General features: G+C 70.8%; 8 protein-coding genes. 6 read left to right on the top strand and 2 right to left on the bottom strand.

Annotated elements, in window-relative coordinates; translation table 11 throughout:
* Positions 1-156 precede the first annotated feature (156 nt).
* Positions 157-3,159, top strand: coding sequence for a bifunctional [glutamine synthetase] adenylyltransferase/[glutamine synthetase]-adenylyl-L-tyrosine phosphorylase (locus ACZ434_RS03950; protein ID WP_468451465.1), 3,003 nt, complete (start codon positions 157-159; stop codon positions 3,157-3,159).
* A 14-nt stretch (positions 3,160-3,173) separates the two neighbouring features.
* On the opposite strand, the gene ACZ434_RS03955 is transcribed toward ACZ434_RS03950, so the two are convergent.
* Positions 3,174-4,052, bottom strand: a complete 879-nt coding sequence (locus ACZ434_RS03955) for a phosphatase PAP2 family protein (RefSeq protein ID WP_468451467.1) — start codon at positions 4,050-4,052, stop codon at positions 3,174-3,176.
* 94 nt (positions 4,053-4,146) lie between these two features.
* Positions 4,147-5,181 (bottom strand): LacI family DNA-binding transcriptional regulator, encoded by a 1,035-nt coding sequence (locus ACZ434_RS03960; RefSeq protein ID WP_468451469.1) that lies wholly within the window; start codon positions 5,179-5,181, stop codon positions 4,147-4,149.
* Between the two features lie 435 nt (positions 5,182-5,616).
* Between ACZ434_RS03960 and ACZ434_RS03965 the strand changes: the two genes are divergently transcribed.
* From ACZ434_RS03965 to pulA, 5 genes are all read left to right on the top strand, one after another.
* Positions 5,617-6,888, top strand: coding sequence for an extracellular solute-binding protein (locus ACZ434_RS03965; RefSeq protein WP_468451471.1), 1,272 nt, complete (start codon positions 5,617-5,619; stop codon positions 6,886-6,888).
* 99 nt (positions 6,889-6,987) lie between these two features.
* The gene (locus ACZ434_RS03970; RefSeq protein WP_468451473.1) at positions 6,988-7,992 is read left to right on the top strand and encodes a carbohydrate ABC transporter permease; all 1,005 of its coding nucleotides are present in this window, start codon (positions 6,988-6,990) and stop codon (positions 7,990-7,992) included.
* Between the two features lie 13 nt (positions 7,993-8,005).
* On the top strand, positions 8,006-8,917 hold the full coding sequence (locus tag ACZ434_RS03975; protein WP_468451475.1) for a sugar ABC transporter permease: 912 nt from the start codon (positions 8,006-8,008) through the stop codon (positions 8,915-8,917).
* Between the two features lie 148 nt (positions 8,918-9,065).
* A complete protein-coding gene (locus ACZ434_RS03980) occupies positions 9,066-10,760 on the top strand; it encodes a glycoside hydrolase family 13 protein (RefSeq protein WP_468451477.1) in 1,695 nt (564 codons plus the stop codon).
* Positions 10,761-10,992: 232 nt separating this feature from the next.
* Complete coding sequence (gene pulA, locus ACZ434_RS03985; RefSeq protein ID WP_468451479.1) at positions 10,993-16,404, top strand: pullulanase-type alpha-1,6-glucosidase; 5,412 nt, start codon at positions 10,993-10,995, stop codon at positions 16,402-16,404.
* The last annotated feature ends 38 nt before the right edge of the window (positions 16,405-16,442 follow it).

Raw genomic sequence — 16,442 nt, forward strand, 5'->3', positions numbered from 1 at the left:
GGGCGTAGAGCCTCGTACTGGATGTACTTGGCTCTGCGCCCGGTGCGGCGAGAGTACGTGCATGGCGTCGCGGGGCAGGCGGGAATTGTCAGACAGGCCCTAAGCTCATCGCCGTACGACCCAGATCCGAGGCACGAGGCACGAGGGAGGCCGGGGATGACGTCGGCGCCGGGGCGCAGGAGCAGTATCTTCACGCGGCTGCTGCGGCACGGCTTCACCGATCCGTCCGCCGCCGAACGGCTCCTCGACGGCGACGGCCTGGCACCCGTGCGCGACGATCCGGTGCTGCTGGACGCCCTCGGGCAGACCGCCGACCCCGATCTGGCGCTGCTCGGCCTGGCGCGGCTGCTGGAGGCACAGGACGGGGCCACCGCCCGCCAGGAACTGCTGGACACGCTGATAGCCGCCAAGCCGCTGCGGGACCGGCTGCTCGGCGTGCTCGGCGCGTCCGAGGCGCTCGCCGACCACCTGGCCCGCCACCCGCGCGACTGGCACGCCCTGGTCACCTACGAGCCGCGCGACCTGCACCCCGGCGTCCAGGAGTTCGAACGGTGTCTCGCCGACGCCGGCGACCCGGTGGCGCTGCGCGTCGCCTACCGGCGCTGCCTGCTGTCCATCGCCGCCCGCGACGTCTGCGGCACCACCGAGGTCGCCGAGACCGCCGCCGAGCTCGCCGACCTCGCCACCGCCACCCTGCGCGCCGCCCTCGCCCTCGCGCAGGCCGACGCGCCCGGGGACGCCGCGCTGTGCCGGCTCGCGGTGATCGCGATGGGCAAGTGCGGGGGCCACGAGCTGAACTACGTCTCCGACGTCGACGTGATCTTCGTGGGCGAGGCCGTGAACGGGGCCGACGAGGACAAGGCGCTGCGCGCCGCGACCCGGCTCGCCTCCCATCTGATGCGGATCTGCTCCGAGACCACCGTCGAGGGCTCCATCTGGCCCGTCGACGCCAACCTGCGCCCGGAGGGCCGCAACGGGCCCCTGGTGCGCACCCTCGCCTCCCACCTCGCCTACTACCAGCGCTGGGCCAAGACCTGGGAGTTCCAGGCGCTGCTCAAGGCCCGCCCGGTCGCCGGCGACCCCGCGCTCGGCGAGGAGTACGTCGCCGCGGTCCGGCCCCTGGTGTGGCAGGCCGCCGAACGGGAGAACTTCGTCGCCGACGTGCAGAAGATGCGCCGCCGGGTGGTGGAGAACATCCCCGCCGCCGAGATCGACCGCCAGCTCAAGCTCGGCCCCGGCGGCCTCCGGGACGTCGAGTTCGCCGTGCAGCTCCTCCAGCTCGTGCACGGCCGCGCCGACGCCTCCCTGCGCAGCGGCACCACCCTCGACGCGCTGAAGGCCCTCGCCGCCGGCGGCTACGTGGGCCGCGCGGACGCCGCCCAGCTCGACGACGCCTACCGCTTCCTGCGCTCCATGGAGCACCGCATCCAGCTCCACCGGCTGCGCCGCACCCACCTCGTCCCCGAGGCGGAGAGCGATCTGCGCCGGCTGGCCCGCTCCCTGGGCCTGCGCTCCGAACCGGTGACCACCCTGACCCGCGAGTGGAAGCGGCACGCCTCCGTCGTACGGCGGCTGCACGAGAAGCTGTTCTACCGGCCGCTGCTCGACGCCGTCGCCGCGCTCGCCTCCGGGGAGACCCGCCTCAGCGCCGAGGCGGCGCGCGAGCGCATGGTGGCCCTCGGCTACGCCGATCCGGCCGCCGCGCTGCGCCACCTGGAGGCGCTGGCGTCCGGCGTCACCCGCAAGGCCGCCATCCAGCGCACCCTGCTGCCGGTGCTGCTCGGCTGGTTCGCGGACTCCGCCGACCCGGACGCCGGCCTGCTCAACTTCCGCAAGGTCTCCGACGCGCTCGGCAAGACCCCCTGGTACCTGCGGCTGCTGCGCGACGAGGGCGCCGCCGCCGAGAACCTCGCCCGGGTGCTCTCCGCCGGGCGGCTCGCCCCCGACCTGCTGATGCGCGCCCCGGAGGCGGTGGCGCTGCTCGGCGACGGGGACGGCGGGGGACTCACCCCCAGGTCCCGTTCCTCCCTGGAGCAGGAGGTCCTCGCCGCCGTCCGCCGCGCCGACAACGCGGCCCAGGGCACCGCCGCCGCCCGCGGGGTGCGCCGCCGCGAGCTGTTCCGTACGTCCGCCGCCGACATCGTCGGCTCCTACGGCACCGAGTCGCAGCCCGCCGAGGCCGACCAGGGCGCCCTGGTGGACCTGGTGGGCGGCGCCGTGTCCGACCTGACGGCCGCCACCCTCGCCGGCACGCTCCGCGCGGTGGTCCGGGAGGGCTGGGGGGACACGCTCCCCACCCGGTTCGCGATCATCGGCATGGGCCGCTTCGGCGGACACGAACTGGGCTACGGCTCCGACGCGGACGTCCTGTTCGTGCACGAACCGCGCGACGGGGCCGACGAGCGGGAGGCGGCCGAGGCCGCGAACAAGGTCGTCGCCGAGATGCGCCGGCTGCTCCAGGCCCCCAGCGCCGACCCGCCGCTGCTGATCGACGCCGACCTGCGCCCCGAGGGCAAGTCCGGCCCGCTGGTGCGCACGCTGAAGTCGTACGAGGCCTACTACCGCCGCTGGTCGCTGGTGTGGGAGCGGCACGCGCTGCTGCGCGCCGAGCACGTCGCGGGGGACGAGGACCTGGGCCGGCGCTTCCTCGAACTGGTCGACCCGCTGCGCTATCCGGCCGCCGGGCTCGACGAGGAGGCCGTCCGGGAGATCCGGCGGCTGAAGGCCCGTATGGAGTCGGAGCGGCTGCCGCGCGGCGCGGACCCCAAGCTGCACGCCAAGCTCGGTCCGGGCGGGCTGTCCGACGTGGAGTGGACCGTGCAGCTCCTCCAGCTGCGGCACGGCGCGCAGGAGCCGGGCCTGCGCACGACGCGTACGCGCGAGGCGCTGGCCGCCGCCCGCGCGGCCGGGATGATCTCCGAGGAGGACGCCTGCGTCCTCGACGAGGCCTGGGTGCTGGCGACCCGCGTGCGCAACGCGGTGATGCTGGTGCGGGGCCGCGCGGGGGACACCTTCCCGAGCGTGCCCAGGGAACTGGGCGCCGTCGGCCGCTACCTGGGCTACGGCCCCGGTCACGCCGGCGACATGCTCGACGCCTACCGGCGTACGGCACGGCGGGCGCGGGGCGTGGTGGAGGAGCTGTTCTACGGCGGGTCGTAACGCCACCAGGGCGCTCAGCCCTGCTTCGGCACCCGGATCCGGGGCGGCTGCCGTTTCTGCCGCGCGGGTTCGGCCACCCGCCTGGGCAGGGCGTACGGCTGACTGCCGTACCAGGCCAGCGCGATCCCGTAGCCGACGGCCAGGCAGACCACCCCGCCCACCGCGTCCAGCCAGAAGTGGTTGGCGGTGGCGACGATGACGACCAGGGTCCCCGCCGGGTACACCAGGCCCAGCACCCGCACCCACGGCACGCCGGCCAGCGCGAAGATGGTCAGACCGGCCCAGAGCGACCAGCCGATGTGCATCGAGGGCATCGCGGCGTACTGGTTGGACATGTTCTTCAGGTCGCCGGAGGCCATCGACCCCCAGGTCTGGTGGACCAGCACGGTGTCGATGAAGTCCTGGCCGTTCATCAGCCGGGGCGGGGCCAGCGGGAACAGGTAGTAGCCGACCAGGGCGAAGCCCGTCGTGGTGAACAGGACCAGCCGGGTCGCCGCGTACCGGCCGGGATGACTACGGTAGAGCCACACCAGAACACCCAGCGTCACCACGAAGTGCAAGGTGGCGTAGTAGTAGTTCATGCCGACGATGAGCCAAGTCACCGAGTTGACGGCGTGGTTGACGGACTCCTCGAAGGCCAGCCCCAGTTGCTGCTCCAGCCGCCAGATCCAGTCGGCGTTGCGCAGGGCCTCGGCCCGCTGCTCGGGCACCGCGTTGCGGATGAGCGAGTACGTCCAGTAACTCACCGCGATCAGCAGGATCTCGAACCACAGCCGCGGCCGGCGGGGGGTGCGCGCACGGAGCAGCCGGCGCCGCCCCGTCGTGTCGTCCGCGACAGGGTGCGCCACGGCCTGTTCCTGGCCTTCCAGCGTGGTCACGGTCGAGTCACCCATGGGCACAGAGTCTGCCAGAAAAGACGTCCCCCTCTGATCATCCCCCGGTCGGGCCCGACCCGCATCTTCTCCGCCCCGAGGATGATGCCGTTCCCTAGGGCCGATTCCGGTCTCCCGGGGCCGAAGCGGTCGAACCCCGCACCACCAGTTCCGGCATGAACACGAACTCGCTGTGCGGCGCGGGCGTTCCGCCGATCTCCTCGAGCAGCGTGCGCACCGCGGCCTGGCCCATCGCGGGCACCGGCTTGCGGACCGTGGTCAGCGGCGGGTCGGTGAAGGCGATCAGCGTGGAGTCGTCGAAGCCGACCACCGAGATGTCCTTCGGCACGTCCAGACCGCGCTGCCGGGCCGCCCGTATCGCGCCCAGCGCCATCATGTCGCTCGCGCACACCACCGCCGTGCAGTCGCGGTCCATCAGCGCGGTGGCGGCGGCCTGGCCGCCCTCCAGCGTGTACAGCGAGTGCTGGACCAGCTCCGCCTCGACCGTCTCGGCGGCCAGGCCCAGTTGCTCCTGCACCGCGCGGACGAAGCCCTCTATCTTGCGCTGCACCGGCACGAACCGCTTCGGCCCGAGCGCCAGCCCGATCCTTGTGTGCCCGAGCGAGGCGAGGTGGGTCACGGCGAGCGCCATCGCGGCCCGGTCGTCGGGGGAGATGAACGGCGCCTGCACCTTCGGCGAGAAGCCGTCCACGAGCACGAACGGCACGCCCTGCGCCCGCAGTCGCTCGTAGCGCTGCATGTCGGCCGTGGTGTCGGCGTGCAGTCCGGAGACGTAGATGATGCCGGCCACCCCGCGGTCCACGAGCATCTCGGTGAGCTCGTCCTCGGTCGACCCGCCCGGGGTCTGGGTGGCGAGCACCGGGGTGTAGCCCTGGCGGGTCAGCGCCTGCCCGATCACCTGGGCCAGCGCCGGGAAGATCGGGTTCTCCAGCTCGGGGGTGATCAGCCCGACGAGGCCCTCGCTGCGCTGCCGCAGCCGCACCGGGCGCTCGTAGCCCAGGACGTCGAGGGCGGCGAGCACGGACTGACGGGTGGTGGCGGCGACGCCCGGCTTCCCGTTCAGGACCCGGCTGACGGTCGCCTCGCTCACCCCCGCCTGAGCAGCGATATCAGCAAGCCGTGTGGTCACAGGACCGGACTGTAGCTGCCTGTTCCCACCTTGCCCACCGATCGGACGCCTGGTGCGCGCCGTGGGACGGCCCGTCGCGGGCTGCTGGGTCATCGCGATCCCTCAAGTCGTGGTCGGCCAAGTCGTGGTCGGCGTCGGTTCGCAAGGGATGATTCCCCCGGCGGCAACGGATGGCAAGTGCTTGCAGAGTCTTGCACAACAGTCCGAACCCCTGTCGTACGGCCGGAAACCCGGGTCGCGGGGCGGTCGAGAACAGGTCACGGCGGCATAACTCTCGGCGGCGCTTGCAAAACTTTTCTGCAAGGTCTTTCGAAAAGGTTCCAGCGCTGTTACGTTCACGTCGCCCGGCGGCGGCAACGGCGCGGTCGGCAAGGTCAGCGGGACGGCAGACGGGGCCGACCCGCACTCACGGGCTTAACCCTCAAGGAGAACCTCATGCGGCGTGGCATAGCGGCCACCGCGCTGGTGGCGTCCCTCGCCCTCGCGGCGACGGCCTGCGGCGGCGACAGCGACAGCGGCGACAAGGCCGGCGGCCCGGTCACCATCACCTGGTGGGACACCTCCAACGCGACCAACGAGGCGCCGACGTACCAGGCCCTGGTCAAGGAGTTCGAGGCCGCCAACAAGGACATCAAGGTCAAGTACGTCAACGTTCCCTTCGACCAGGCGCAGAACAAGTTCGACACCGCCGCCGGCGCGTCGGGCGCCCCCGACGTGCTGCGCTCCGAGGTCGGCTGGACCCCCGCCTTCGCCAAGAAGGGCTTCTTCCTGCCGCTGGACGGCACCGAGGCCCTCGCCGAGCAGGACAAGTTCAAGTCCAACCTGCTCGAGCAGGCCAAGTACGAGGGCAAGACCTACGGCGTCCCGCTGGTCACCGACACGCTCGCCTTCGTCTACAACAAGGCCCTGTTCGAGAAGGCCGGCGTCGAGGCCCCCAAGACCTGGGACGACCTGAAGAAGGCCGCCGCCACCATCAAGGACAAGACCGGCGTCGACGGCTACTGGGGCTCCACCCAGGCCTACTACGCCCAGCCGTTCCTGTTCGGCGAGGGCACCGACACGGTCGACGTCGACGCCAAGAAGATCACCGTGAAGTCGCCCGAGGGCGAGAAGGCCTACGGCACCTGGCTGAGCCTCTTCGAGGGCAAGGGCCTGCACAAGGCCGACGTCACCGCCGACGCCTACGCCCACATCCAGGACGCCTTCATCAACGGCAAGGTCGCCTCGATCATCCAGGGCCCGTGGGAGATCACCAACTTCTACAAGGGCTCGGCCTTCACGGACAAGAACAACCTCGGCATCGCCACCGTCCCGGCCGGCTCCGCCGGCAAGGCCGGCTCCCCGACCGGCGGCCACAACCTCTCGGTCTACGCCGGCTCCAGCAAGGACAAGCAGGAGGCCGCGCTGAAGTTCGTGAACTTCATGACCTCGGCCAAGGCGCAGGAGACCGTCGCGCTGAAGAACTCCACGCTGCCCACGCGTGACGACGCCTACACCGACAAGGTCAAGGCCGACCCGGGCATCGCCGGCTACCAGACGGTCCTCGAGGCCGCCCAGCCGCGCCCGGCCCTGCCCGAGTACAGCTCGCTGTGGGGTCCGCTGGACGAGGAGCTGCCGCAGATCGCGGGCGGCAAGAAGTCCCTGGACAAGGGCCTCGGTGACGCGGAGACCGCGATCACCAAGCTGGTGCCGGAGTTCAGCAAGTAACGCCCGCGTGGCCGCCGGACCCGCTTCCAGGAGGGGAGGGTCCGGCGGCCGCCGGCCTGTGCCGCCGTACCCCCTTGATCATCCAGAAGGTGCCGAACCATGACAGTCGCCATCGACCGCGCGACCGGCAAGCGCCGCGGTGACCGCGCGCCCCGCCCCGGGCCGGTCAGCCGCCTGAAGCGCGGATACCAGAAGTACTGGTACGCCTACGCCATGATCGCGCCGGTGGCGCTGGTGCTCGGCGTCATCGTGCTGTACCCCCTCGCCTACGGCTTCTACCTCACGCTCACCGACGCCGACAGCATCAACTCGGCCCGCACCATCGGCGTCAACGAGATCGAGGCCACCTGGAAGTTCATCGGCATCGACAACTACGCCGAGATCCTCTGGGGCGAGACGGCCTACGACCGCTTCTGGTCCAAGTTCATCTGGACGATCGTGTGGACGGCGGTCTGTGTCGGCCTGCACTACGGCATCGGCCTGGGCCTGGCCCTGCTGCTCAACCAGAAGCTCCGCGGCCGCACCCTCTACCGGCTGGTCCTGATCCTGCCCTGGGCCGTGCCGACCTTCGTCACCGTCTTCGGCTGGCGCTTCATGCTCGCCGACGCCGGCATCATCAACTCCGGCCTGGACTTCCTCGGCCTGCCCACCCCGGCGTGGCTGGAGGACACCTTCTGGCAGCGCACCGCCGCCATCATGGTCAACACCTGGTGCGGTGTGCCGTTCATGATGATCTCCCTGCTCGGCGGGCTCCAGTCCATCGACGCCAGCCTGTACGAGGCGGCCGAGATGGACGGCGCGAGCGCCTGGCAGCGGTTCCGCCACGTCACCCTGCCCGGCCTGCGCTCGGTCAGCTCCACCGTGGTCCTGCTCGGCGTCATCTGGACCTTCAACCAGTTCGCCGTGATCTTCCTGCTGTTCGGCAACACCGCGCCGGACGCGCAGATCCTCGTCACCTGGGCCTACTACCTGGGCTTCGGGCAGCAGCCGCGCGAGTTCGCCGAGTCCGCGGCCTACGGCATGCTGCTGCTGGCCATCCTCGTCGTCTTCACCTCCTTCTACCGCCGCTGGCTGAACCGCAATGAGCAGCAGCTCGCGATCTGAGGCAGGAGTCCCCATGAGCACCTCCACCGTCACCACCACTGCTCCGGCGGACCGGCCTGCCGACGACAGGACCCCGGCCCGCCCGTCGCGCCGGCGCGGCGAGCTCAGCCCCCTGGCGAAGCTCACCTCGCACGGTGCCCTCACCGTGGCCGGTCTGATCGCGCTGTTCCCGGTCGCCTGGCTGGTCTTCCTGTCCCTCGGCCCCGACAAGGACGACTATCTGCGTCCCGGCGGCATCTGGGGCAAGATGACACTGGACAACTACACGTTCGTCCTGCAGAACACGAACTTCTTCGACTGGCTGAAGAGCTCGCTGATCGTCTCGCTCGGCACGACGTTCATCGGTGTCTTCGTCGCCGCCACCACCGGCTACGCGGTCTCCCGCATGCGCTTCCCGGGCTACAAGAAGTTCATGTGGGTGCTGCTGCTCACGCAGATGTTCCCGGTGGCCGTCCTGATGGTGCCGATGTACCAGATCCTCTCGGATCTCCAGCTCATCGACACCTACTTCGGCCTCATCCTCGTCTACTGCTCGACGGCGGTGCCGTACTGCGCCTGGCTGATGAAGGGCTACTTCGACACCATCCCGTTCGAGATCGACGAGGCCGGACGCGTCGACGGGCTGACCCCCATCGGCACGTTCGTGCGGCTGATCCTGCCGCTCGCCCGGCCCGGTCTCGCGGTCGCCGCGTTCTACAGCTTCATCACCGCGTTCGGCGAGGTCGCCTTCGCGACGACGTTCATGCTCGACGACGAGAAGTACACCCTCGCCGTCGGTCTGCAGAGCTTCGTCAGCGAGCACGACGCACAGCGCCATCTCATGGCCGCCACCGCGGTCCTGATCGCGATACCGGTCTCCGCGTTCTTCTACCTCGTGCAGAAGAACCTGGTCACCGGCCTGACCGCCGGCGGCACGAAGGGGTGACCCCCCTTCGGCGACGACCCCCGCGCGCCTGACTCGCGCGGGTAGGCGGCCGCGGTGTCCATCCGACCCCGCTGTCACCGCGGCCGCCTCGTCCAACCGTCGCCCCGCCCCCCCTCGCCTCCCTGCCCGACCTCGTATCAAGGACGACATGAGCCAGCAGCACTCCGCAGCCCCGGCCCCGACCCCCACGACCGACGCGGCCGTCGCCACCGTCGCACGGCGCCGCGACTGGTGGCGGGACGCGGTGATCTACCAGGTGTATCCGCGCAGCTTCGCCGACAGCAACGGCGACGGCATGGGCGACCTGGAAGGCATCCGCTCCCGACTGCCGTACCTGCGCGACCTCGGCGTGGACGCCGTGTGGCTCAGCCCCTTCTACGCCTCCCCGCAGGCCGACGCCGGCTACGACGTCGCCGACTACCGCGCCGTCGACCCGATGTTCGGCACCCTGCTCGACGCCGACGCGCTGATCCGCGACGCCCACGGCCTGGGCCTGCGCATCATCGTCGACCTCGTGCCCAACCACTCCTCCGACCAGCACGAGTGGTTCAAGCGCGCCCTCGCCGAGGGCCCCGGATCGCCCTCGCGCGACCGCTACCACTTCCGTCCCGGCAAGGGCGCGAACGGCGAACTGCCGCCCAACGACTGGGAGTCGATCTTCGGCGGCCCCGCCTGGACCCGCGTCACCGAGCCCGACGGCACGCCCGGCGAGTGGTACCTGCACCTCTTCGCGCCCGAGCAGCCCGACTTCAACTGGGAACACCCGGCCGTCGGCGACGAGTTCCGCTCCATCCTGCGGTTCTGGCTGGACATGGGCGTGGACGGCTTCCGTATCGACGTCGCCCACGGCATGGTGAAGGCCGAGGGCCTGCCCGACCTCGGCTCCCACGAGGAGCTGCGGATGCTGGGCAACGATGTCACCCCGTTCTTCGACCAGGACGGCGTCCACGACATCTACCGCCAGTGGCGGCTCATCCTCGACGAGTACAGCGGTGAACGGATCTTCGTCGCCGAGGCATGGACCCCGACCGTCGAGCGCACCGCCAACTACGTGCGCCCCGACGAGCTGCACCAGGCGTTCAACTTCCAGTACCTGGGCACCCACTGGGACGCCGGGGAGCTGCGCACGGTCATCGACCGCACCCTGGACTCCATGCGGCCGGTCGGCGCCCCCGCCACCTGGGTGCTGTCCAACCACGACGTCACCCGGCACGCCACCCGCTTCGCCAACCCGGCGGGCCTGGGCACCCAGATCCGCCTGGCCGGCGACCGCGAGCTGGGCCTGCGCCGCGCCCGCGCCGCCACCCTGCTGATGCTGGCGCTGCCCGGTTCGGCCTACGTCTACCAGGGCGAGGAGCTGGGCCTGCCCGACGTCGTGGACCTCCCCGACGAGGTGCGCCAGGACCCGGCGTACTTCCGGGGCGCGGGCCAGGACGGCTACCGCGACGGCTGCCGGGTGCCGATCCCGTGGACCCGCGAGGGCTCGTCGTACGGCTTCGGCGACGGCGGCAGCTGGCTGCCCCAGCCGTCCGGCTGGGGCGAGCTGAGCGTCGAGGCGCAGACCGGTGACCCCGCCTCCACCCTGGAGCTGTACCGCGCCGCGCTCGCCGTGCGCCGCGAGCAGGCCGACCTGGGCGCGGGCGACACGGTGGAGTGGCTGACGGTTCCGGAGGGCGTACTGGCCTTCCGCCGCGGCGAGTTCGTGTGCGTCGCCAACACCACGGGCGCGCCGGTGACCACGCCGGCGTACGGCAGGGTGCTGATCGCCACCGGTGAGGTCACCGAGACCGGTGGCGAGGCGGAGGTCCCGGCGGACACGACCGTGTGGTGGACCACCGGCTGACACCCGTCCGGCACCTCGTCACCTCGTCGAAGTGAGCACGGCCCGCCGCCCGTTGGGGCGGCGGGCCGTCGCCGTCCATGCAATTCCTTACCGTTACTTTCAGAACTCTTGCTGTAAAGCTTTCAACGGCGATACGGTCACGCCGACGCTCCGGTGACGTGGCCGAAACAGGGCCGTGCCGCGGCGTGCGGGGTCGGACCCGAATGTGCCGTAGACGCAAGGAGTTCACGCCTTGATACCCAGATGGCCCGCGCCCCCGGGGCGCCGCACCGCACGCGGCCGGCGGGTCGCCGCCGTCACCGTGGCCGCGCTCGCCGCGGCGCTGGTGCAGCCGGTGGCCGCCAGTGCCGCCACCCCGCCCGCGCCCCCCTCGGACGCGAAGCTCGCCAAGTCGCCCGCGCGGCACGACCTGACGCGCGAACAGTTCTACTTCGTCCTGCCGGACCGCTTCGCCAACGGCGACCCGAGGAACGACCGCGGCGGGCTGACCGGTTCGCGCCTCACCCACGGATACGACCCCACCGACAAGGGCTTCTACCAGGGTGGCGACCTCAAGGGCCTGACGAAGAACCTCGACTACATCAAGGGGCTCGGCACCACCGCCATCTGGATGGCGCCCATCTTCAAGAACCAGCCCGTGCAGGGGACCGGCAAGGACGCGAGCGCCGGCTACCACGGGTACTGGATCACCGACTTCACCCAGGTCGACCCGCACTTCGGCACCAACGAGGACCTCGAGACCCTCATCGACAAGGCCCACGCCAAGGGCATGAAGGTCTTCTTCGACGTCATCACCAATCACACCGCCGACGTCATCGACTACGAGGAGAAGTCCTACGGCTACCTCTCCAAGGGCGCCTTCCCGTACCTGACCAAGGACGGTGTGCCCTTCGACGACTCCGACTATGCAGACGGGGCCCGCAAGTTCCCGCGCGTGGACGCCGGTTCGTTCCCGCGCACCCCGGTCGTGCCCGGCGCCAAGAAGCGGGTCAAGGTCCCGTCCTGGCTCAACGACCCGGACATGTACCACAACCGCGGCGACTCCACCTTCGCCGGCGAGTCCAGCGAGTACGGGGACTTCTCCGGGCTCGACGACCTGTGGACCGAGCGTCCCGAGGTCGTCGACGGCATGGAGAAGATCTACCAGCGCTGGGTGAAGGACTTCGACATCGACGGCTTCCGGATCGACACCGTGAAGCACGTCAACATGGAGTTCTGGACCCAGTGGGCCACCGCCCTGGACGCCTACGCGGCCAAGAAGGGCCGGGACGACTTCTTCATGTTCGGCGAGGTGTACTCCGCCGACACGGACATCACCGCCCCGTACGTCACCGAGGGCCGCCTCGACGCCACCCTCGACTTCCCCTTCCAGGAGGCGGCCCGCCAGTACGCCTCCCAGGGCGGCAGCGCGAAGAAGCTCGCCTCGGTCTTCGGCGACGACTACAAGTACACGACCGACAGGGCCAACGCCTACGAGCAGGTCACCTTCCTCGGCAACCACGACATGGGCCGCATCGGGACGTTCCTGAAGCAGGACAACCCGAAGGCGTCCGACGCGGAGCTGCTGAGGAAGGACATGCTCGCCAACGAGCTGATGTTCCTCAGCCGCGGCAACCCGGTCGTCTACTACGGCGACGAGCAGGGCTTCACCGGCGCCGGCGGCGACAAGGACGCCCGCCAGACCCTCTTCGCCTCCCGCACGGCCGACTACCTCGACGACGACCTGATCGGCACCGACCGCACCCACGCCGAGGACGCCTACGACACGCGAGCACCGCTCTACCGGAAGATCAGTGCTCTCGCGAAGCTCCGCAAGGCCCACCCGGCCCTCACCGACGGCATCCAGCAGGAGCGCCACGCGGCCGACGGCGCCGGCGTCTACGCCTTCTCCCGCACCGGCACGGGCAAGGACACCACCGAGTACGTCGTCGCCTTCAACAACTCCGGCGAGGCCGAGCAGGCCACCTTCGCGACCGGCTCCGCGCGGATGACGTTCAAGGGCCTCTACGGCACCGACGCCTCCGTCACCAGCGACGCCGACAAGAAGATCACCGTCACCGTCCCGGCCGGCTCGGCGATCGTCCTCAAGGCGTCCGGCCCGCTCGCCAAGCCGACCGCGAAGCCCACGGTCACCCTCAAGGCGCCCGAGGCCGGCGCCACCGGCACCGTCGAGCTCACCGCCGACGTCGCGGGCGGACAGCTCAACCGGGTCGTCTTCGCAGCCCAGACCGGCAACGGCAAGTGGCGGACCCTCGGCTCCGCCGACCACGCCCCCTACAAGGTCACCCACACCATCGGCGAGGACGTCCCCGCCGGCACCGCCCTGCGCTACAAGGCCGTCGTGATCGACTCGGCCGGCCGCACCGCGAGCGCCCTGGCCGCCTCCACCACGGGCACCCCGCCCGTCGAGGAGCCGCCCACCGCGGCCTCCCGCGACTACGCGATCGTCCACTACAAGCGCGCCGACGGCGACTACGACGACTGGGGCCTGTACGCCTGGGGCGACCTCGCCGACGGCGAGGCCACGGAATGGCCGAACAGCCACCCCTTCACCGGCCGCGACGCCTACGGCGCCTTCGCCCACGTCAAGCTCAAGCCGGGCGCGTCCGACCTGGGATTCCTCGTCATCGACAAGGACGGCAACAAGGACGTCGCCACCGACCGCACGATCGACCTCACCAGGACCGGCGAGGTGTGGATCGAGCAGGGCAAGGAACCCGTCACCACCGAACGGCCCGAGTACCCGGCGCAGGACACGAGCAAGGCGATCCTGCACTACCACCGGGCGGACGGGAACTACGACGGCTGGGGCCTGCACACCTGGACCGGTGCCGCGCACCCCACCGACTGGTCGAACCCCCTGGAGCCCGTGAGGACCGATGCCTATGGCGCCGTCTTCGAGGTGCCGCTCGCCGAGGGTGCCACCAGCCTCAGCTACATCATCCACAAGGGCGACGAGAAGGACCTCCCGTCCGACCAGTCGCTCGACCTCGGGGTCGACGGGCACGAGGTGTGGCTGTTGAACGGCCAGGAGAAGTACCTGCTGCCGCAGCCCGCGGGCTCCGCCGCCGCTCTCGACCCGACCACCTCCAAGGCGGTCTGGATCGACCGGGACACCCTCGTCTGGGACGGCTCCGAGGCCGCCGCCTCCACCCAGCTCCTCGCCTCCCGCACCGGCTCCGTCACGGTGCGGGACGGGACGCTGGACAGCGGCGACGCACGCTGGCTCCGCCTGACGAGGGCGACGCTCACCGACGCCCAGAAGGCGAAGTTCCCGCACCTGAGGAACGGCACCGCCTGGTCCGTCGACCCGCGTGACCGGGACCTCGTGCGCGAGGCCCTGCGCGGCCAGGTCGTCGCCTCCCAGCGGGCCGCCGGCGGCGCCGTGCTCGCCGCGACCGGCGTGCAGATCGCCGGCGTCCTCGACGACCTCTACGCAGCCGGTGCCACGAAGGCGGAGCTCGGCCCGGTCTTCCGCCACGGCCGGCCCACCCTGTCGGTGTGGGCGCCGACCGCGCAGCAGGTCTCCCTGGAGATCGGCGAGCGCACCGTCCGTATGCGCCGCGACGGCGACACCGGCGTCTGGTCCGTCACCGGCCCGCCCTCCTGGAAGGGCAAGGAGTACCGGTACGCCGTGAAGGTGTGGGCGCCCGAAGCCCAGGAGATCACCACCAACAAGGTCACCGACCCCTACTCGGTCGCCCTGACCACCGACTCCGAACGCAGCCTCGTCGTCGACCTGGCCGACCGGTCCCTGAAGCCGCGCGGATGGTCGACGTACGACAAGCCGAAGGCCGTACCGCTCAAGGACGCCCAGATCCAGGAGCTGCACATCCGCGACTTCTCCGTCGAGGACCGCACGGCGAAGCACCCGGGCACCTACCTGGCGTTCACCGACAAGGCCAGCGACGGCAGCAAGCACCTGCGGGAGCTGGCGGAATCCGGCACCTCCTACGTGCACCTGCTGCCCGCCTTCGACATCGCCACCATCCCCGAGCGGAAGTCCGACCAGGCGACCGTCGACTGCGACCTCGCCGCCCACCCGGCCGACTCCGACAAGCAGCAGGAGTGCGTGGCGAAGGCCGCCGCCAAGGACGCCTACAACTGGGGCTACGACCCGTACCACTACACGGTTCCCGAGGGCTCCTACGCCACCGACCCGGACGGCACCGAGCGCACGGTCGAGTTCCGGAAGATGGTCAAGGCGCTCAACGAGGACGGCCTCGGGGTCGTGATGGACGTGGTCTACAACCACACCGCCGCCTCCGGTCAGGCCAAGACCTCCGTACTGGACCGGATCGTGCCCGGCTACTACCAGCGCCTCCTCGCCGACGGCTCCGTCGCCAACAGCACCTGCTGCGCCAACACGGCCCCCGAGAACGCCATGATGGGCAAGCTCGTCGTCGACTCGGTCGTCACCTGGGCCAGGGAGTACAAGGTCGACGGGTTCCGCTTCGACCTCATGGGCCACCACCCGAAGGCCAACATGCTGGCCGTCCGCGAGGCCCTCGACGCGCTCACCCTGAAGAAGGACGGCGTCGACGGCAAGAAGATCATCCTGTACGGGGAGGGCTGGAACTTCGGCGAGATCGCCGACGACGCCCGGTTCGAGCAGGCCACGCAGAAGAACATGGCCGGCACCGGCATCGCCACCTTCTCCGACCGGGCCCGTGACGCCGTGCGCGGCGGCGGACCCTTCGACGAGGACCCCGGCGTGCAGGGCTTCGCCTCCGGTCTCCACACCGACCCCAACTCCTCGAAGAGCAACGGCACCGAGGCCGAGCAGAAGGCCCGCCTGCTGCACTACCAGGACCTGATCAAGGTCGGGCTCTCCGGCAACCTCGCCGACTACACCTTCACCGACACCAGCGGCAAGGAGGTCAAGGGGTCCCAGGTCGACTACAACGGCTCACCCGCCGGATACGCGGCCGCCCCCGGCGACGCCCTCGCCTACGCGGACGCGCACGACAACGAGTCGCTGTTCGACGCGCTCGCCTTCAAGCTGCCGAAGGACACGTCCGCCGACGAGCGGGCCAGGATGCAGGTCCTCGCCATGGCGACGGCCACCCTCTCGCAGGGCCCGGCGCTCTCCCAGGCGGGCACCGACCTGCTGCGCTCCAAGTCCCTGGACCGCAACTCCTACGACAGCGGCGACTGGTTCAACGCCATCCACTGGAACTGTACGGCCGGCAACGGCTTCGGCCGCGGTCTGCCGCCGGCCGCCGACAACAAGGACAAGTGGCCCTACGCGGAGCCCCTGCTCGGCGCCGTGCAGGTCGGCTGCCCGCAGATCGAGGGCGCCTCGGCCGCCTACCGGGACCTGCTGCGGATCCGTACGACGGAGAAGGTCTTCTCCCTCGACACCGCGGGCCAGGTGCAGTCCCGGCTCTCCTTCCCGCTGTCCGGGAAGGACGAGACGCCCGGTGTGATCACCATGCGGCTCGGTGATCTGGTCGTCGTCTTCAACGCCACGCCCGAGCGGCAGGAACAGCGCGTCGGCGCCCTCGCGGGCACCGGCTACCGGCTGCACCCCGTGCAGGCCGCGGGCCGGGACGCGGTCGTGAAGACCTCGTCGTACGCGAAGGGGTCCGGCACGTTCACCGTCCCGGCGCGCACGGTCGCGGTGTTCACCACCGCCGGCTGACCCGTAAGGAGCTGCGGCTAGTGTGAGCCCTCCCGACC

Source organism: Streptomyces sp. NPDC030893, assembly GCF_055571535.1.

Excerpts from the sequence above, each read along its gene's own strand:
- ACZ434_RS03975 (WP_468451475.1), top strand. The coding sequence starts at position 8,006 with ATGAGCACCTCCACCGTCACCACCACTGCTCCGGCGGACCGGCCTGCC.
- ACZ434_RS03980 (WP_468451477.1), top strand. The coding sequence starts at position 9,066 with ATGAGCCAGCAGCACTCCGCAGCCCCGGCCCCGACCCCCACGACCGAC.
- ACZ434_RS03955 (WP_468451467.1), bottom strand. The coding sequence starts at position 4,052 with ATGGGTGACTCGACCGTGACCACGCTGGAAGGCCAGGAACAGGCCGTG.
- ACZ434_RS03950 (WP_468451465.1), top strand. The coding sequence starts at position 157 with ATGACGTCGGCGCCGGGGCGCAGGAGCAGTATCTTCACGCGGCTGCTG.
- ACZ434_RS03965 (WP_468451471.1), top strand. The coding sequence starts at position 5,617 with ATGCGGCGTGGCATAGCGGCCACCGCGCTGGTGGCGTCCCTCGCCCTC.
- ACZ434_RS03970 (WP_468451473.1), top strand. The coding sequence starts at position 6,988 with ATGACAGTCGCCATCGACCGCGCGACCGGCAAGCGCCGCGGTGACCGC.